The 18,564-nt window shown below is 75.1% G+C and carries 12 protein-coding genes; 7 read left to right on the forward strand and 5 right to left on the reverse strand.

The features are described from left to right. Window positions 1-25: 25 nt before the first annotated feature. Window positions 26-3,061 (reverse strand): SMC family ATPase, encoded by a 3,036-nt coding sequence (locus ACGFSC_RS21510; protein ID WP_359898572.1) that lies wholly within the window; start codon window positions 3,059-3,061, stop codon window positions 26-28. Next, on the reverse strand, window positions 3,058-4,227 hold the full coding sequence (locus ACGFSC_RS21515) for an exonuclease SbcCD subunit D (RefSeq protein ID WP_359898571.1): 1,170 nt from the start codon (window positions 4,225-4,227) through the stop codon (window positions 3,058-3,060). The genes ACGFSC_RS21510 and ACGFSC_RS21515 overlap by 4 nt, the downstream gene beginning before the upstream one ends. Window positions 4,228-4,484: 257 nt before the next feature. On the opposite strand from ACGFSC_RS21515, the gene ACGFSC_RS21520 reads away from it, so the two are divergent. The 3 genes from ACGFSC_RS21520 to ACGFSC_RS21530 all read left to right on the forward strand — a co-directional run bounded on the left by ACGFSC_RS21520 (window position 4,485) and on the right by ACGFSC_RS21530 (window position 8,018). Beyond that, entirely contained in the window at window positions 4,485-5,687 is a 1,203-nt protein-coding gene (locus ACGFSC_RS21520; protein WP_359898570.1) for a hypothetical protein, read from the forward strand. Window positions 5,688-5,994: 307 nt separating this feature from the next. Further along, window positions 5,995-6,666: an NUDIX domain-containing protein gene (locus ACGFSC_RS21525; RefSeq protein ID WP_359898569.1), complete on the forward strand. Its 672-nt coding sequence runs from the start codon at window positions 5,995-5,997 to the stop codon at window positions 6,664-6,666. A gap of 554 nt (window positions 6,667-7,220) precedes the next feature. Next, window positions 7,221-8,018 (forward strand): SGNH/GDSL hydrolase family protein, encoded by a 798-nt coding sequence (locus ACGFSC_RS21530; RefSeq protein ID WP_359898568.1) that lies wholly within the window; start codon window positions 7,221-7,223, stop codon window positions 8,016-8,018. Window positions 8,019-8,106: 88 nt separating this feature from the next. On the opposite strand, the gene ACGFSC_RS21535 is transcribed toward ACGFSC_RS21530, so the two are convergent. From ACGFSC_RS21535 to ACGFSC_RS21545, 3 genes are all read right to left on the reverse strand, one after another. Next, complete coding sequence (locus tag ACGFSC_RS21535; RefSeq protein WP_359898567.1) at window positions 8,107-9,090, reverse strand: nitroreductase/quinone reductase family protein; 984 nt, start codon at window positions 9,088-9,090, stop codon at window positions 8,107-8,109. A 597-nt stretch (window positions 9,091-9,687) separates the two neighbouring features. Next, complete coding sequence (locus ACGFSC_RS21540) at window positions 9,688-10,881, reverse strand: polysaccharide deacetylase family protein (protein WP_359898647.1); 1,194 nt, start codon at window positions 10,879-10,881, stop codon at window positions 9,688-9,690. Between the two features lie 359 nt (window positions 10,882-11,240). Beyond that, window positions 11,241-13,067 carry an AMP-dependent synthetase/ligase gene (locus ACGFSC_RS21545; protein WP_359898566.1) on the reverse strand — a complete coding sequence of 609 codons (1,827 nt, stop codon included), beginning with the start codon at window positions 13,065-13,067 and terminating at the stop codon, window positions 11,241-11,243. Between the two features lie 399 nt (window positions 13,068-13,466). On the opposite strand from ACGFSC_RS21545, the gene ACGFSC_RS21550 reads away from it, so the two are divergent. The 4 genes from ACGFSC_RS21550 (at window position 13,467) to ACGFSC_RS21565 (ending at window position 18,310) form a co-directional block, all read left to right on the forward strand. After that, window positions 13,467-16,580 (forward strand): nitrate- and nitrite sensing domain-containing protein, encoded by a 3,114-nt coding sequence (locus ACGFSC_RS21550; protein ID WP_359898565.1) that lies wholly within the window; start codon window positions 13,467-13,469, stop codon window positions 16,578-16,580. After that, window positions 16,577-16,996: a roadblock/LC7 domain-containing protein gene (locus ACGFSC_RS21555; protein WP_049652175.1), complete on the forward strand. Its 420-nt coding sequence runs from the start codon at window positions 16,577-16,579 to the stop codon at window positions 16,994-16,996. The genes ACGFSC_RS21550 and ACGFSC_RS21555 overlap by 4 nt, the downstream gene beginning before the upstream one ends. Window positions 16,997-17,202: 206 nt before the next feature. Continuing rightward, window positions 17,203-17,655 carry a DUF742 domain-containing protein gene (locus ACGFSC_RS21560; RefSeq protein ID WP_380632430.1) on the forward strand — a complete coding sequence of 151 codons (453 nt, stop codon included), beginning with the start codon at window positions 17,203-17,205 and terminating at the stop codon, window positions 17,653-17,655. Next, window positions 17,636-18,310, forward strand: a complete 675-nt coding sequence (locus ACGFSC_RS21565) for an ATP/GTP-binding protein (protein ID WP_380359312.1) — start codon at window positions 17,636-17,638, stop codon at window positions 18,308-18,310. The genes ACGFSC_RS21560 and ACGFSC_RS21565 overlap by 20 nt, the downstream gene beginning before the upstream one ends. The last annotated feature ends 254 nt before the right edge of the window (window positions 18,311-18,564 follow it).

The following is an 18,564-nucleotide window of genomic DNA, read 5'->3' on the forward strand; positions in this document are numbered from 1 at the left end:
CCGACCCCGGCCCCCCCGGGTCGGCCTACGCGTCCTCCCGCCCGGCCAGCGCCAGGTTCGAGCCGCGCCGCCCCTTGCGGACCAGCAGCTGGGCGGGGATGCGGCTGCGCAGGTCGGCGACGTGGCTGACGATGCCGACCGCGCGGTCCCGCTCGCGCAGGCCGTCCAGGACGTCCATGACCTCCTCCAGGGCCTGCTCGTCGAGGGTGCCGAAGCCCTCGTCGATGAAGAGGGTGTCCAGCGGCATGCCGCCGGCCTCGTCGGTGACCACGTCGGCCAGTCCCAGGGCGAGGGAGAGCGAGGCGAAGAAGCTCTCGCCGCCGGAGAGGGTCGCGGTGTCCCGCTCGGTGCCCGTCCACGCGTCGACCACCCGCAGGGCCAGGCCCGAGCGCTTGGTGCCGCTGCCCCGGTCGTCGCTGTGCACCAGGGTGTAGCGCCCGCCGGACATCCGGACCAGTCGGTCGCTGGCCGCCGCCGCGACCTGTTCCAGCCGGGCCGCCAGGACGTACGACTCCAGGCGCATCCGCAGCCGGTTGTCGGCGGCGGTGCCGGCCGTGAGTGCGGCGAGCCGGGTGATCCGCCCGTACCGGTCCAGCGCGGGGGCCAGTTCGGCGGCGAGTCCGGTCAGCTGCCGCCCGATCGTGGCCAGCGCCCCGCAGCGCTCGCGGGCCGCCGCATGGGCGGCGTGCGACCGGCCGAGCCGGTCGGTGGCGGCGCCGAGCTCGGCCGCGACGGCGGGCAGGTCCACCGGCGGACGGCCCGCGGCCTCGGCCAGTTCCGGCAGCTCCAGCTCGCGGCGGACGGCGGCGGTCTCCGCGCGGTGCCGCTCCAGCCGGGCCTCCAGCCGCTCGCGCTCCTCGCGCGGCAGCAGCACCGCCAGGGCCGCCGCCGGGTCGGGGAAGCCCGCCGCGGCGGCGGCCTTGCCCAGTTCGTCCTCGGCCTCGTCGAGTCGGGCCGCCGCCTCCGTCCGGGCCCGGGCGGAGTTCGCCGCCGCGGCGACCGCCTCGGCGAGCCGGGTGAGGGCCGCGGCCCGGTCGGCGACCGAGGGCGCGTCGCCCCGGGCGGCCGCCACCCGGGCGGTCAGCGTCTGCTGCTCGGTGCCGAGCGCCAGCAGCCGGTCGGAGAGGACGGCGGCGCGCTCCTTGGCCTCCTGCAGCTCGTCGACCCGGCGGGTGCGGTCCTGCGACAGCCGGGCGATCTCCTGCTCGACCCGGCCGAGCGCCTCCGCCGCGTGCCGTGCCCCGCGATGCTGGTCCTCCAGCCCGGCCAGGGCCTGCGCGAGCGTCTCCGTCGTGTCCGGCCCGGCCGCGCCGGCGGCGGTGGCCTCCCGCACCCGCAGTGCGGTGAGCGCCTGGTCGGCCTCCGTCCAGACCAGCTCGGCGTCGGCCTGGGCCCGGCGCGCCCGCTCCTCGTCCTCGGCGCCGACCCGCCCGCCGGGCGCGGCCTCGGCGGGCGCCGGGTGCTCCGGCGAACCGCAGACCCGGCAGGCCTCTCCCGTGCGCAACTGCTCGGCCAGCTCGGCGGCCATGCCGCTCAGCCGGCGGTCCCGCAGGTCCAGGCTGTGCTCCCGGGCGTCCAGCGCGGCGGTGCGCAGCGCGACCGCCCGGGGCTCGGCCGCGGCGATCTCGGCGCGCAGGCCGTCGCGCTCCCGCGCCGCACCGAGGCGTCCGGTCAACTCGGTGCGCTGCCCGTCCAGTTGCTCGACCCGGGCGGTCGCCGACCGGGCCTCGGCGTGCTGCTGCTCCAGACGGCCCAGTTCGCCCTCGAACTCGGCGAGCCAGTCCTCGGCCTCCTCGGCCAGTTCCTCGGCGGCCCGCCGGTCCTGTGCCAGGGAGCCCTGCTCGTGGGCGAGTTCGGCGCAGCGCCGCTCCTCCGCCCGGGCCGCCTCCAGCCGGACCACCTCGGCCCGCAGCCGCAGTTCGGCCTCGGCCAGCCCGGCGGCGTCGGCCCCGGCGAGATCCCGGCCCCCGGCACCGGATCCGGCCAGCAGCTCGCGGTGCCGGCGCTCCAGCTGCCGCGCGCGCCCGAGTGCCTCGGCCGCGCTCTCCCGCAGCCGCAGGGCGGACTCCACCCCGACGGCCTCCTGCGCGGCGGCGAGCCGCCGCCGGTCCGCCGTCGCTGCGGGCTCGAAGCCGGCCAGCCGCTCGGCCCGGTCCAGCGCCTCGCGGTGCCGGCGCTGGCGACCGGCCAGCTCCTCGGCGGCCTCGCGGCGCTCCTGGGCGGCGCGCTGGGCGGCCCCGGCGCCCGCGAGGGCGGCCTCGGTGACGGTGAGCTGCTCGGCCGCGCCGCTGCGCAGGACCGCCGCCCAGCCGAGCACCCCGGCGGCCAGACCGTCGTCGTCCTCGGCCGGCACCCAGCCCGCGGCGGGTTCGGCGCCCGGACCGGCCGCCTGCTCGGCCTTGCTGGCGAGGTCCCGCAGCCGGCGCCGGCCGGCCTGGACGGCGGCCTCCTGGCCGCGGCGCTGCTCGGCCAGCCAGGCCTCCACGTGCTGGAACCGCTCGGTGTCGAACAGCCGCCGCAGCAGCTTGCCGCGCTCCTCCGAATCGGCCTTGAGGAAGCGGGCGAAGTCGCCCTGCGGCAGCAGCACCACCTGGCAGAACTGCTCCCGGTTCATGCCGATCAGCCGGTGGATCTCCTCCCCGGCCTCCTGGTGCGACTTGCTGATCCCGCGCCAGCCGGGCTCGCCGTCGCCCGTGTCGAGGACCCACTCGCGCAGCAGGGTCTGCGCCCGTTCGACGGTGGTGCCGCTCCCGACCTTCTTCGGCCGGCGCTGCTCGGGCAGCCGGGTGACCTGCAGCCGCCGCCCGCCGAGGGTCAGCTCCAGCTCCACCGAGGTCAGCCGCTTCGGGTCGGCGTGGTCGCTGCGCAGCCGGTTGGCCCGGCGCGCGCCCGGCGTCTCGCCGTACAGGGCGAAGCAGACCGCGTCCAGCACGCTGGTCTTGCCCGCGCCCGTCGCGCCGCGCAGCAGGAACAGCCCGCCGGCGGCGAGTGCGTCGAAGTCCACCGTCTCGCTGCCCGCGAAGGGGCCGAAGGCGGTGACGGTGAGCCGGTGCAGCCTCATCGGGGCAGGTCCGCCTTCCGGTCCGTGGTCTCCCGGACGCGCTCGAAGCCCTCCCGGAGCCAGCCGAGCTCGTCCGGCTCGGGCTCGGCGCCGGGGCGGACGTGCCGCAGGAAGCCCTCCGCGATCTCCAGGTCCCCGCGGCCGCTGACCCGCGCCGCGTACGACTGCGAGGGCTCGGCCTCGCTCCGCTCGGGGTCGAACAGCAGCTGGAGGGTGTGCGGGAAACGGCGGCGCAGCCGCTCCATCGGCTCGCTCGGCCGCGCCGCGTCGGTGAGCGTGGCCTGCACCCAGGACTGCTCGTGCTCGGCGTACCGCTCGTCGGTGAGCAGCGCGTCGAGGGTGTCGCGCAGTGTCGCCAGGCGGCGCGGCTCGGGACAGGGGACGCGGTCGGCCGTCACCGAGCCGTCGGCGGCCAGGTCGACCAGCCACATGGTCTTGCGCTGGTGCACCTCGGAGAAGGAGTAGGCGAGCGGGGAGCCGCTGTAGCGCAGGTGCGGGGCGAGCGTCTGGCAGCCGTGCAGGTGGCCGAGCGCGGCGTAGTGCACGCCGTCGAAGACCGACGCGGGGACGGAGGCGACGCCGCCGACCGCGATGTCCCGCTCGCTGTCGCTCGGCGCGCCGCCGGTGACGAAGGCGTGCGCCAGCACCACCGCCCGGGTGCCGGACGGGCGTGCCGCGAGGTCCTCCCGGACCCGGTCCATCGCCGCCCCGAGCACCGCCGCGTGCCCGCCCTTCGCCAGCCCGAACCGCTCGCGCACCAGGGTCGGCTCCAGGTACGGCAGCCCGTACACCGCCACCGGGCCGTGCTCGTCCGCCAGCAGGACGGGCACGGCGCACTCGCCCGGGTCGGTCCGCAGGTGGATGCCGGCCCGGCCGATCAGCCCCGCCCCGACGCCGAGGCGGCGGGCCGAGTCGTGGTTGCCGCTGATGAAGACCGTCGGCACCCCGAGGTCCGCCAGCCGGTGCAGCACGTCGTCGAACAGCGCGACCGCTTCCAGCCCGGGCAGCGCCCGGTCGTACACGTCCCCGGCGACCAGCACGGCGTCCACGCCCTCGGACCGGACCACCTCCACCAGGTGGTCCAGGAAGGCGCGCTGGGCGTCGTGCAGGCTCTCCCGGTGGAACGAGCGCCCGAGATGCCAGTCGGAGGTATGCAGCAGTCGCATGGTTCCCGACCCTAACCCGCAGCACTGACAATCCCGCCCGACCCGGTGGAACCACTGGCCCCCGGCACCCCTGGCGCCCCTTGCGTCCGGGGCCGGGGCCCCGGGGCCGTGCGGTGGCGGGCGGGGCGGAGTGGCGCCGAGCCCGTTCGATCACTCCGGGTGAATTGTCAGTGGCTCTGTGTATGTTCCTCGGCGTCGGCCACTCCCGGTCGGGGTGGTCGGCGCGATCCGGTGTCGGAGGGCGAGAAGGAGGAGCCATGGCTGCGGTACGGAAGTCGGTGCGCGAGGTGCTGGGCGCCGCGGCGGGGTGGTCCCCGCGGGGGCGCCGGCGGGTGCTGGTGCTGGGCGGGCGGCGGCCGGGTGGCGGTGCCGGTGGGGTGCCGACGGGCGGGCCCGGCGGCGCGGCGCCACCCGGGAGCGGGCGGCCGCCGGGGGCCCGGGCGGGAGGGGGCGGTGCGCGGGCGGCCGGCCGAGGCGGCCGGGTCCGGGGTGCGCCGCCGCCCCAGCCGGTGGCGCTGGCCCTGGCCGTCGACGCCGGGGACTTCGCCGGGCTCGCGCAGTACGGGCTGTTCGGCGGGCTCGGGCACCAGGCCTACCTGCGGCGGGCGGAGGAGCACCTGACGGCCCTGTACCGGCAGGGGCTGGAGGTGCACCTGCGGGTCCTGGAGGCGGGCGACTTCGAGGACTACTGCGCGGCGCTCGGCCTCGACCCCCGGGCGCCCGCCGCCCGGGTCGCCTACGCGGGCGATCCGGAGCTGGCCGGGGAGCCGTTCGTCTACGCGGGGGAGCGGCTGGCCGAGCTGGTCCCGGTGCTGCTGGACGACCACCGGGCACGGGTGCGGATGTCCGTGGCCTGCGCGGCTCTGCTGGGCGCCGTCGGCGACGACCCGGCCGGGCAGCTCCGGATGGCCGCCGTGATGCGGTACGTGACGTCGGTCTACCTCGCGCTGGCCGAGGGCGCGGGGGAGGGGTGCCATCTGCTGACGCTGCGCTGCCACGGCCCGGAGGACGGCGAGGAGCTCACCTCGGCGGTGGACGTCTGCGTGGAGGAGGGGCTGCTGTACCCCGCGGGGCGGGACGCCGAGGCGTTCTGCGTCACGCTCGCGGCGGGCGTCGCCCTGGGCGGGGAGGGGGCGCTGCTGCTGCACGGCGATCCGTCGGTGGGCGTACGGGTGGACGGACGGAGCGACGACCGGTCCGGCCCGGACGGCCGTCCACCCGCCTCCCCGGCCGGCCGTCCACCCGCGCCCCCGGCCGAGGAGGCCCGGCCCCGGCCGCCGGTGCGCGGCTGGGCGCTGACCGGCGGACGGCTGCGGCCGATGACCGCGCACGAGGTGTTCGACGAGTTGGCGGACGACGCCGCGCGCGGGCTGCCTTTCCCGCCCGGGGTGGACCCTCGGCCCGGGTTCCCGCTGCCCGGCTTCCGAGACCCCGGGGAAGGGGGTGGGCCGCTGGGGTGATCAGGGCGTTCACCGCCTCCGCGTCCACCACGTCCGTCGTCTCCGCATCCACCATGCGGCGCTGGGGACTGTTCATCGACCGCGTGTTCGGGGAAGATTCGGAGAAGATCAACAGCAGGAACGCGCGGTGCCCCACGCCGCCGTTCCGGCCGCTCCGCCCCGTACCGCGCCCTGCAGGTCCTCCCCGCGCACCGCCGGTCCGGCGAAGCCCGACTGCGAGAGGGGGACGGATGAGCGAGCGGAGCGAGCTCGGCGCCGGGGGGTGCGCGGGGGCGAGCATCCCCGTCGAGCGCCGCGGGGCGAGAGCATGAGCCCGATCGAGTACAGCGCGGAGGTCGCGGAGCTGCTCGGGAAGGTGCGGCGGCGCCCCACGGCGGGCTGGCCGTGGTGGCCGGGCGAGCCGGTGCCGGAGGGGCTGCCGGTCAAGCAGTCCTGGGGGTGGCTGTTCGCGCCCGACGGGCGGGTGCTGACGCTGGTGAACCCCCGGGACGGGATCTGCTCGCTGCCCGGCGGCTCGCTGGAGCCGGAGGACGGTGGGGACCCGGCGGCCGCCCTGGCCCGGGAGGCGGCCGAGGAGGCGCAGGCCCGGATCGGCCGGCCGTACTACCTCGGCTACCTCTACGACCGGGTCGGTTCGGCGAACGGCGGGCACGAGTGCGCGCGGGTCCGGATGGCGGCGGCGCTGCGGTCGGTCGGCCCGAGCACGGCCGACCCGGCCTCGGGCCGGCACTACCGGCGGCTGCTGGTCGCACCGGGCCTCGCCGTCGAACTGCTCGGCTGGGGCGCGCCCGGGTTGCGCCAGGCCCGGGCGGCGGTCGCCACTGCCGCCCGCTGGCTCGGCGTGCCCGCGGCCGCGAACGAGGCGATCGAGGAGTTGCCGGTCGAGGGCTGCACGGTCTCCCCGGACACCGTGTATCCGGGTGCCGGGTACACGGGCGCCATGCACCCCGGTGGTGGCCGCCCCGGCGCGCGGGGCTGACCTCGCGCGTCGCCGTACTCCCGAGCGACGTCCCTGCGGGGCGCGCCGAGCCGGGGCGCGCCGAGCCGGGGCGCGCCGAGCCGGGCCGGGCGGGGCTTGACCGGGCCGGGCCGGCCCGGGCCGACGCGATGCCCTGACGCAGTGCCATGCGGGACGGACGTCAACATCGGCCACTTTCCTCCGATCGGCCACAGCGGTGAATTCTCGTGGTGCCGCCGATGCCCTTCCGGCCCACCTTCGACCTGCCTTCGCGGGTGTCACCAGCCCCCCCTGGGTCGGCTGACACCCGCTTCGAATCCGACCCGGCGATGGCCGGGCGGCAACTCCGCGCTTGTCTTGCACGGAATTTCTGCAAGTTGCCGGTCTACGCGCGCTGCGCTACGCGCGTCACCGCGCACCCCCGCTGACCTGCGTGAAATCACGGACCGTCAGCGGCAGTTCATCTCGGAGCTATCGGACGTCCCGTCAATATCCTTGGCATGACCGCTTCCGGGTTTGGCTACCGCCTGGTATCACTTCTGTGACCCTCACCACGCCACCCCACTGGAGCTGTGATGATTCGTCCTGCCCGCGCCCTGTCCATCGCCGCCATAGCGGCGGGCCTCACCATGACGACGCTCTTCGCCGCGACGTCCGCGAACGCCGCCGGCGTCAACTACGTGGCCCTCGGCGACTCGTACTCGTCCGGTGTCGGCGCCGGCAGCTACCTGAGCGACAGCGGCAGCTGCAAGCGCAGCACCAACGCGTACGCGTACCTCTGGAAGAACGCGCACGCGCCGTCCTCCTTCAAGTTCGTCGCCTGTTCGGGCGCCAAGACCGGCGACATCCTGAACAGCCAGATCTCCGCCCTGGACGCCAGCACCACGCTGGTCAGCATCTCGGTCGGCGGCAACGACGCGGGCTTCGCCGACACCATGCAGACCTGTGTCCTCGGCTCGGACGCCGACTGCATCAACGCCGTCAACACGGCCAAGAGCTACGCCACCACCACCCTGCCCGGCCAGCTGGACAAGGTGTACTCGGCGATCAAGTCCAAGTCCCCGAACGCCCACGTCGTGGTGATGGGCTACCCGCACATCTACAAGGTCGGCGGCAGCTGCATCTTCGGCATCGGTGACACCAAGCGCGCCGCCATCAACGGTGCCGCCGACACCCTGGACGGCGTCCTCGCCAAGCGGGCCGCCAACGCCGGCTTCGCCTTCGGTGACGTCCGCAGCATCTTCAACGAGCACGAGATCTGCGGCTCGCTGACCACCTGGCTGAACAGCACCACCCTGCCGGTCGACGAGAGCTACCACCCGAAGGCGGCCGGCCAGTCCGGCGGCTACCTCCCGGTGTTCTCGGGGCTGTAAGAACTGCCGCGACGGAGCGCCCCGTCCAAGGACGGACCGCCGCCGTCCCCCTCCCGCGGCTCGGGAGGGGGACGGCGGCAACGCCGTTTCAGCCGCCGCCCGGTGATGACCGGTCCGGTGCCGGCCCGCCCTTCGTCGACTCGTCCTGCGTTGACCCGCCCGGTGCGGACGGGTTCGGTGCGGACGGCCCCGGTGCGGGCCCGGTCGGCGGGAAGGGAATGCCGGCGAGGACCGGCAGCAGTTCCGCCTCCTCGAAGTCCAGATGTGCCTCCAGCTCGGCGGACATCCGGTCCAGCTCCGTCCGGAGCCGCTCCGGTTCGGTGATCGCGATCCCGGCCAGCAGGCCCACCAGCTCCTCCTTGATCCGCCCGATGGCCCGGTGCTGCTCGTCGAGCCGCGCCAGGACCTCGGCCAGCTCAGGATGGCTGCGCGCGAGAGCGGGGAAGATCGCGGAGTCCTCCCCGGTGTGGTGGTGCGTCAGCCCGTCGCAGAAAGCCAGGCAGTGCTGGCGCAGCTGCAGTCCGAGCGCGGCCGGGCGGCCCGGGACGTGGGCGTGTGCCTCCTCCCGTACGTGGCGCAGCTGCGCGCGCAGCCAGGTGTGCGCCTCCAGCAGCTTGTCGGCGAGGCTGCGCACCACCACCGGGGCCGGACCGCCGGCGGGCGGTTCGAGCCGTTCCAGGACGACGACCGGCAACTCCCGGTCGGTGTGGGCCTGGTAGTCCCCGTAGCCCGGAGCCTTCCGGACCACGGCGGCGAACAGCCGCTCCCGGCGGCCGCCCTCGGCGGGTACGGCGACGGTGTCGAAGGCCTCGGTGCCGAGCTCGACCCGGACCACCGGGTGGGCGAGGAGGTTGCGGTACCACTGGGGGTGCTCCGGCGCCCCGGCGGCCGAGGCGACGACCAGGAGCAGCCCCTTCGCCCGGACGTACCCGAGCGGCACGGTGTGCGGCCGCCCTGAGCGGGCTCCGGTGGTGGTCAGCAGCAAGAGGTCGCCGCCCTCGAACGGGCCGCCGACCCGCCCGCCGTTGGCGCGGAACTCCTCGATGACGTTCAGATTGAAAGACATGGGCATGCGTGTGTGATGGATCTCCAGAGAGGAAAGGGGAGTTGCGGCCACAAACGGTGCCGGTGCCTGTGCCTGTGCCTGTGCCGGAGATCGGGGCCGGTCATCGGGGCCGGTGATCGATCGGCGCCGATGGTCGGACCCCGGTCCGGTGATACGGCTGCTGGCCCGTCCGGCGACATCCGTCGCGGGACGCGGCTCGCACACGCGGGCACCGCGGTGACCGCCCGGCGTCAGATCAGGGAAGCGGAGAGAGTGCTCATCGCGCATCGTCCCTTCGGAAAGGTGCCGGCTCGGCTGCCGGCCGGCCCACTGCTCTGTGGCCGACGCCGCGCTGCACGCCCCCATTAGAGCCAGGCCGCGGACACGCTGTCAACGAGCGGGATCACCGGCCGAGGGCTTCACCTCCGCCGCCGACTTCGAGGCGCGCCTGATCGGTTGGACAGGGGATGCGTTCGGTGGCTGAGCCGCCACCGGGCTGAGCCAGGTGGGAGCCCCAACCCGGCCGCGAGCGGCGACGCGCCGCCGCTCCCCTCGGAGGCGGCGGCGCGTCGGGTCCGGTGCACGTCGGGTCCGGAGCGCGTCGGCGGCTCCGGACGGTTCCCGTCAGTGCAGGTAGTCGACCAGGCCGGCCGGCTTGAGCCCGGCGGCGTCGGCGGCGGCGAGGGCGCGCTGGAGGTCGGCGGCGAGGGTGTCGGTCCAGTGCATCAGCACGACGTCGCCCGGCTGCAGCGGGCCCGGGTGCCAGATGTTGGCGGCACCCCAGCTGAAGTCCGCGTCGGCGGTGAGCACGGTGCGGATGCCGCAGTTCGCGGCGGCCTGCAGGGTGTCGGCGTTCCAGGTGAAGTACGGCGGGCGGAAGAACGTCGGCGCGGTGCCGAAGAGGCGGGTCATGGAGTCGCGTGCGTCGCAGATCTCGACCTGCTGCCGCTCCAGCGGGAGCGTGCTGAGGTCGGTGTGGGAGACGCTGTGGTCCTGGATCGAGGAGCCGGGTACGGCGGTGACCCGCTGGAAGAAGGCCGGGTCGGCGGCGGCGGGCATCGGCAGCGGGAAGGCGGTGATCGGCAGCCGGTGGTCGGCGATGAACCGTTCTGCCTCGGGGGTGCGCTGCCAGCCGTCGTCCACGGTGAAGAAGACGACCTTGTCGTTGGTGGGGACGGAGCCGGCGGCCACGGCCGGGGCGGGTGCGGGGCCGTCCACCCGGACGTCGTCCACGGAGAACGGTCCCTGCTGGTACCAGCCGTGCACGTACAGCCGGATGCTGCGCGCGTTCGGGCCGGTGGTGAACCGGGTGCTCAGCCGCTGCCAGCCGCCGCCGGTGGTCTCCGTCCAGGCGGGGGCGACGTCCTTGCCGGTGCCGGTGGCGCCCAGGTGGACGAAGCTGCCGCGGACCCACGCGGAGGCCGTGTAGGTGGTGTTGGGCCGGACCGCGACGGTCTGCGCGCACTCGCCGGTGGAGTCGGCGTTCGCCGGGGTGACGGTGAGCGAGGAGGTGCCGGTGTGCGGGGCGGTGGTGCTGACGGACGCTTCGGCCGGTCCGCCGGTGCAGCTCCAGCCGGGGATGCTGCCCCAGTCGGGGATGCTGCCCCAGTCGGCGAGGTCGGGGGAGGGCAGCTCGAAGCCGGGGTTGGTGGCGAGGTTGACGGTCGGCGCGGCCTGGGTGCCCGGGCCGCCGGCCGGGGGAGCGGCGGCGGAGGCCACGGGTGCGGCGAGACCGGTGAGCAGCGCGACGGAGGCGGCCAGCACGGACAGGCGCGAGGACAGACGCGTGGACAGGCGCGAGGACAGGCACGTGGACATCGACACGTGAGGACTCCAGCAAGTGGGGGCACGCCCGTGGGGAGAGCGTGAGCGGAATCGGACCGTGGAACTCTGAACGTGGAACTCTGAACGGGGACTGTGAACGTGGAACTCTGAACGGGGACTGTGAACGTGGAACTCTGAACGGGGACTGTGAACGTGGAACTCTGAGCGAGGAATTCTGAACGTGGAACTCCGGGGTGCGGAACCCCGGATCGTCGCAACAATGGACTAGACCAATGGGGCCGTCAAGGGAACGGCGGGTGAACCCGGCGGTCCCGGTCGGCCGACGCGCGGTCACCATGCCCGGCGAACAAGGGACAAGACGTCACGTCAGGGACGCGGCGGACGGGCCCGGTTCAGGACAGGTACAGCTCCTCGATGTCCGTCGCGTAGTACTCGGCGATCGCCGTCCGCCGCAGCTTGAGCGAGGGCGTCAGCAGCCCCTGCTCCTCGCTGAACTCCCGGGGCAGCAGCCGGAAGGCGCGGATCGACTCGGCCCGTGAGACGGCCGTGTTCGCGGCCGCCACCGCACGCTGGACCTCCATGTGCAGTTCCTCGTCCGCGAGCACCGTCCACGGGTCCGACTGCTCCCGCCCGTGGGTCTTCAGCCAGTGCGCCAGTGCCGCCGGGTCGAGCGTGATCAGTGCGGCGACGTACGGGCGGTCGTCGCCCACCACCAGGCACTGGGAGACCAACGGGTGCGCCTCGACCCGCTCCTCCAGGGCCGCCGGGGCCAGGTTCTTGCCGCTGCTGGTGACGATCAGGTCCTTCTTGCGGCCGGTGATGCTGAGGTAGCCGTCCTCGTCCAGCCGGCCCAGGTCGCCGGTCGCGAACCAGCCGTCGACCAGGGACTCGGCGGTGCACTGCGGATGGTTGAGGTAGCCGCCGAAGACCGAGCCGCCGCGCACCCACACCTCGCCGTCGTCGGCGATCGCCACCGAGGCGCCCGGCACCGGCCGGCCGACCGTGCCGAGCTTCTGCCGTCCGGCCGGGTTGGCGGTGATCGCGGCGGTGGTCTCGGTCAGCCCGTAGCCCTCGTACAGCTGGAGGCCGGCGCCGGTGAAGAACAGGCCCAGCTCGCGCCGGAGCGTCGAGCCGCCGCTCATCACGCTGCGAACCCGGCCGCCGAGCACCGCCCGCAGCCTCGGGTAGACGGTCCGCTCGTACGCGAGGTGGCGCAGCCGCAGGGCCGCGCCCGGGCCGGGGCCGCGACCGAAGGCCTTCTGCTCCCGGGCGGCGGCCCAGTCGACGGCCACCTGCCGGGCCTGTTCGAAGAGTTCACCGCGGCCGGCGTCCTCGGCGGCCCGCCGGGCCAGCTGGAAGATCTTCTCGAAGACGTACGGGACGGCGTGCAGGAAGGTCGGGCGGAAGGTCTCCAGGGCGGGCAGCAGCGCGTCGGTGGAGACTTCGGGGACGTGCCCGATCCGGAAGCCGCCGCGGATCGCCGCGATCTGCACGGCGCGCCCGTAGACGTGCGCGAGCGGCAGGAACAGCAGGGTGGCGGGGCGACCGCCGCCGGTGTCGCGCAGGGCGTCCCCCCAGCCGGCGAGCAGGGCGTCGGCCTCGGCGGCCAGGTTGGCGTGGGTGAGCAGGCAGCCCTTGGGGCGGCCGGTGGTGCCGGAGGTGTAGACGACCGTGGCGATGTTCCCGGTGGCGACGCCGAGGCGCTGGCGGTGCACCAGGGAGTCGGGCACGCCGAGGCCGTCCTCGGTGATCGCGGCGACGCAGTCCCGGTCGAGCTGCCAGATGCCGGTGAGGTCGGGCAGCGCGTCGCAGACCGCGCCGACCGTCATCGCGGCGTCCTCGTCCTCGACCAGGCAGGCCACGGCCTGGGTCTCGGCGAGGATCCAGCGCACCTGCTCGGGGGAGGCGGTGGGGTAGACCGGGACGGTGATGGCGCCGATCGACCAGAGTGCGTAGTCGAACAGCGTCCATTCGTAGCGGGTGCGGGACATCAGGGCGACCCGGTCGCCGTAGCGCACGCCGTGGGTGAGCAGGCCCTTGGCCAGGGCGAGCACCTGGTTCCGGAACTCGCGGGCGGTGACGTCCTGCCACTGTCCGTCCCCGGCCCGCCAGGACAGCTGGACCAGGTCGGGGGTGCGCTCGGCGGTGTCGTAGAGGGAGTCGGCGAGTCCTCCGGTGGCCTCGGGCGCGGCCGGGGCGGGGGTGGTGAACTCGCGCACGGTCCTCCCCAGTTCGGTGCCGGTCGTACGGGTGGTACGGGGTGCGCCGAAACTATCGGATCGCCCTGTCACTGCCCAGGGTTGTCGCGGTGACACGACGAGATCGGCACGGCTCCCCTCCGGTGGTGTCGCGCCCGGGGAGGCCCGGGGGAGGCGAGGGGGAGGCGCCGGGAAGGAATCGCGGAGGCCGCGGGCCCCGCGCCGGCGCCGCATTCCGGGCATCGACGGATGTTCCGGATGCGTAGCGGAGGATGGCTGACCGGTTTCTGACGTGTGCGGGACGAGACCGGTCGGTGGACCGGTTCACCCCTCGAACGAGTGGTCAGGGCGTAGTAGAGTCTCGCAGACCTGTGGCCGGGAGCCCCTCCGCCGACCCCTCCAGCGTTCCCAAGACCCGCCATGTTCCCCCCTCCGCTCCCCGTCCGCGCCCGGCACTTCCCGACCGAGGACTCCATGCGTCTGCGCAGCAGCTCGATCCGCGCGAAGATCATCGCGCTGCTCCTGGTGCCCATCGTCGCGCTCACGGCCCTGTGGGCGTACGCGACGATCGCCACCACCGGGGACGTCTGGAACCAGCTCGGGATCAGCCGTACGTACAAGGAGTTCGCGGGCCCGGTCGACCAGTACACCGGCGACCTGCAGAACGAGCGCCGCGCCGCCGTCCAGCGGCTGGCCGACCCGCGGTCGCCGACCGCCAGGGAGGCCTACGAACGGTCCAAGGCCGCCACCGACCGCAGTCTGGACGTGCTGCGGCAGAAGAAGGACGGCTCCGGCGGCAAGCTCTCCGCCCCCCAGCGCGGTCGCTTCGTCCAGATCATCGCCGCCGCCGACCAGCTCGGACCGCTGCGCGCCCAGGTCGGCCGTTCCGCGCTGAACTGGGAGTTCGCGCTGGGCCAGTACAGCGACCTGGTCAAGCCGGTGTTCGGCTTCCGGTCCGCCTACGTCGCCCGGCAGAGCGGCCAACTCCCCCGTCAGGGCACCATCCTGATCGAGCTGGTGCGCGCCCGGGAGTACCTGTCGCAGGAGGACGCGGCGATGGAGGGCCTGCGCACCGGCGCCGCCAGGCCCACCGCCGAGCAGTACCAGGTCGCGCTGGACGCCCTGCACAACCAGCAGGCACTGTTCACCGTCTACGTCGCCGAGCTCGACCCCGCCGACCAGTCCGACTACGCCGCGCTGCGCGGCGGGGAGGCCTGGGGCGCACTGGCCCGAGCCGAAGCGGACTTCGTCGGCGCCGGCGGCCCCGACCGGGTGGTCCAGGCGCTCAACACCGACTCCTGGCGGGAGACCGCCGACCGGGCGCTCGGCGACCTCGCCTCGATCAACAGCCGGATCTCGGCCGGGCTGGACGAGCGCGCGCGGTCCGCGGCGATCGGGATGCTCTGGCGCGGCGGCATCGCCGGTGCGGTCGGTCTGGTCGCCGTGGTGCTGTCCATCATGATCTCGTTCCGGATCGGCCGGGGCCTGGCCCGCGAGCTGATCGGCCTGCGCAACGCGGCCGACGAGCTGGCCGGCACCCGGCTGCCGTCCGTCATGCTGCGGCTGCGCCGCGGCGAGCCGGTGGACGTGGCCACCGAGGCCCCCGAGCTGCACTTCGGGAACGCCGAGATCGGCCAGGTCGGCCAGGCCTTCAACGCGGTGCAGCGGGCCGCCGTCGAGGCCGCCGTCGAACAGGCCGAACTGCGTCGCGGGGTCTCGGCGGTGTTCGTCAACCTGGCCCGGCGCAGCCAGGTGCTGCTGCACCGGCAGCTCACCCTGCTCGACACCATGGAGCGCCGCACCGAGGACCCGGCCGAGCTGGAGGACCTCTTCAAGGTCGACCACCTCACCACCCGCATGCGCCGCCATGCCGAGGGCCTGATCATCCTGGCCGGTGGTTCGCCCGGGCGGGCCTGGCGCAAGCCGGTCCGGATGGTGGACGTGGTCCGGGCGGCCGTCGGCGAGGTCGAGGACTACGCCCGGGTGATCGTCCGGCCGTTCCCCGGCACCGGCCTGCTCGGCAGCGCCGTCGCGGACGTCACCCACCTGGTCGCCGAACTCGTCGAGAACGCCGCGGTGTTCTCCCCGCCGAGCACCCAGGTCACCGTCCAGGGCGAGGTGGTAGCGCACGGCTTCGCGCTGGAGATCGACGACCGCGGCCTCGGGCTGAGCGAGCAGATGCTCGCCGAGATCAACGAACGCCTCGCCGTGGAGCAGGAGTTCGACCTCGCCGACACCGACCGGCTGGGCCTGTTCGTGGTCAGTCGGCTGGCCCGGCGGCACGGCATCCGGGTGCACCTGCGGCCGTCCCCCTACGGCGGGACGACGGCGGTCGTGCTGATCCCGCGTGAACTGCTCGCGGAGGCGCCGGACGGGAAGCCGGAGCCGGGCCCGGCCGGGCAGCGGGGCGCGGCGGGCGGCCGGCGCGGGCAGCGGGACCTGGTCGCCGTGCCCGGGTCGGGGGGTGCCTCCTGGGCGGCGTCCGGGCCGGTCGGCTCCGCGGGTGTTGGTATTGGTTCGGGTGCGGGTGCCTCGGCCGGAGCGGTGGCCGGAGGCCGTACGGGTGCCGTCGCCGGCGGTGACGAGGCGGACAAGCACCGCGGGACGACGGGCGGCCCGAGGCCGTCCGTGCCGGAGGCGGGCCGTACGGCGGGCGGGCTGCCGCGCCGGGCCTCGCGGGGCAAGGGCGGGCCGGTGCTGGTCCCCGCGCCCGTGGCGGACACCGAGGACGCGCCGGGGACGGGGCGCCACCGGCGGGAGGACCTCGCGGTGGCGGCGGCCGAGGCGGCCGTCGCGGCTGCCGGTGTGGCCGGTGTGGTCGGGGTCTCCGGAGCGGCCGGGGCCGAGCCGGCCGCCAACCCGGCCGCGGCTGCGCCCGTGGACGCCGCACCCCGGACGCTCGGCGGCCTGCCCCGGCGGGTCCGGCAGGCGAACCTGGCACCGCAGCTCAGGGATCAGCTCACGGAGCAGCTGAAGGAACGGTTCCGCAACGGGGCCGGAGCCGACGGCGCGGCCGGGGAAGCGTCGGCCGTGGACACCCGGGACGGCCGGGGTCCCCGCGACGGCGGGGAGACCCGGGAGGCCCGGGAGCGCTCGCCCGAGGAGGCCCGGGCCACCTTCGCCTCGTTCCAGCGCGGCTTCACCCGTGGTCGCGGCGCCACCGTTCCGGCCGACCGTGCGGGCGCGTCCCCCGGCCGCGCCGGTGCGCCGGCGGACCGCCCCGGTGCTCCGTTGACGGATCGTCCCGGCACGCCCGACGATCGTGCCGTACGGGGGAACGGGCGATCCACCGCCGTACCGGCCTGGCAGCCGCCGGACCGGTCCCGGCGGGCGATCGCCCCGGCACCCGCCCCGGCGGCGCTGCCCGCGCCGCAGGACACCGGCCGGGCACCGCTCGCCCGTCGGGTGCCGCCCGGGCAGCCGGTCCGCCGGAACCCGGACACCGGCGCGCCCGCGCCACCCGCCGTACCCGAACCACCCGTTGTACCCGCTCCACACGCACCACCCGCTCCAGCGGAAGGAACTGATTCATGACCACGTCGATGCAGTCGTCAGGGGACCTCAACTGGCTCCTGGACGACCTGGTGGGGCGCGTCGCGGCCCTGCGGCACGCGGTGATCCTCTCCAACGACGGCCTGGCCACCGGTGCCTCCCGCGATCTCGACCGCGAGGACGCCGAGCACCTGGCAGCCGTCGCCGCCGGGTTCCACAGCCTGGCGAAGGGCGCCGGCGGGCACTTCAAGGTCGGTGGCGTCCGGCAGACCATGGTGGAGCTGGACGAGGCCTTCCTCTTCATCACGGCCGCCGGCGACGGCAGCTGTCTGGCCGTGCTGAGCGAGGCCGAGGCGGACATCGGCCAGATCGCGTACGAGATGGCGCTGCTGGTCAAGCGGGTCGGCGAGCACATGGCCGCCGAGCCGCGCACCGAAACCGCCCCGCCGGTGAGATGAGCGGTCCGATGGCGGATCCGATGGCGGATGTGCCGGGCGGCCCGGAGACGTCGGACGGCCCCCAGGTGCCGGTGGGCACGGCCGGGCCGTCCGGCGTCGGCGGTTCGGCCGGTGCCGGGGGTTCGGCCGGTGCCGGGGGTTCGGCCGGCGCCGATGGCCCGTCCGGTGTCGACGGCCCGGACGGCCCGGACGGCCCGGACCGCCCGGTGGCGGCGGAGGGCGGGCCGGCGGGCCCGGACGGGCCCGAGGTCGACCTCTTCCGGCCGCGCACCCCGGTCGACGACCGCTGGTTCGACGACGAGGCCGGCCCGGTGGTGCGGCTCTACTCGATGACCCGCGGCCGGACCCGGCCGGTCGAGGAGGGGCTGTTCGACCTGATCTCGCTGGTCACCGCCGTCGAGCCCGGGCCGGTCGCGGGGGCCGTGCCCGCGCACGTCCTCGACCCGGAGCACCAGACGCTGCTCACCCTGTGCCGCCGCGAGCCGCTCTCCGTCGCCGAGCTCGGCTCCTACACCGACCTGCCGGTCAGTGTGGTGCGGGTCCTCCTCGGCGACCTCTACGACGCCGAGCTGATCAGCGTCACCCGACCCGTTCCGCTCGCCGAGCTGCCGGACGAGCGCCTGCTGCGAGACGTGATCAATGGACTCCGTGCGCTCTGACCCCCACCCCCGACCGGTCGGCACCGCGCCCGACCGGGACGGCGCCGCGGCCCACCCGGCGAACGCCAACGACCCGCGCTGGCGCGGCGGTCCGTCCGTGGCGGTGAAGATCCTGGTCGCGGGCGGCTTCGGCGCGGGCAAGACCACCCTGGTCGGCTCGGTCAGCGAGATCCGGCCGCTGCGCACCGAGGAGGAGCTCAGCGAGCTGGGCCGTCCGGTGGACGACACCTCGGGGGTGGAGGCGAAGCGCACCACCACCGTCGCGATGGACTTCGGCCGGATCGACCTGCGGCCGGGCCTCGCGCTCTACCTGTTCGGCACGCCCGGGCAGGACCGGTTCTGGTTCGTCTGGGACGAACTGGCCCGCGGCGCGCTCGGCGCCCTGGTGCTCGCGGACACCCGGCGGCTGGCCGACTGCTTCCCCTCGGTCGACTTCTTCGAGCAGCGCGGCATTCCGTTCCTGGTCGCGGTGAACTGCTTCGAGGGCACCGAGCGGTTCTCGCCGGACGAGGTCCGCGAGGCGCTCGACCTCGACCCGGGCATCCCGGTGCTGCTCTGCGACGCGCGGCTGCGGCAGGACGGCAAGGACCTGCTCGTCGCACTGGTCGAGCACGCCGCCGCCCTCACGTATCGCCGCGCCCCGGTCGGCGCCTGAGGGCGACTCGGCTCCGGCCCGACATCGGCCGCGCGGCGGCGGTGCATCGGGCGGGCGGCGGCGGTGGCGCGAGGACTTGGCAGGTGGGCGCGCCGACCTGCCCGTTCCGCCCGCCGTCTCACCCGACCGTCCGCATCCCGGACGATCACTGTGCCGAAGGTTGCCTAGACCGGCCCGGCCGTGGAAGGCTCTGTGGACGAAGGCCGCCCGGCCATGCCGTCGGGAGTGTCGGAAACACCCCGTTCGTACGGGCG

Source organism: Kitasatospora sp. NPDC048715 (genome assembly GCF_043198905.1).
GTDB classification, from domain to species: domain Bacteria; phylum Actinomycetota; class Actinomycetes; order Streptomycetales; family Streptomycetaceae; genus Kitasatospora; species Kitasatospora lactacystinica.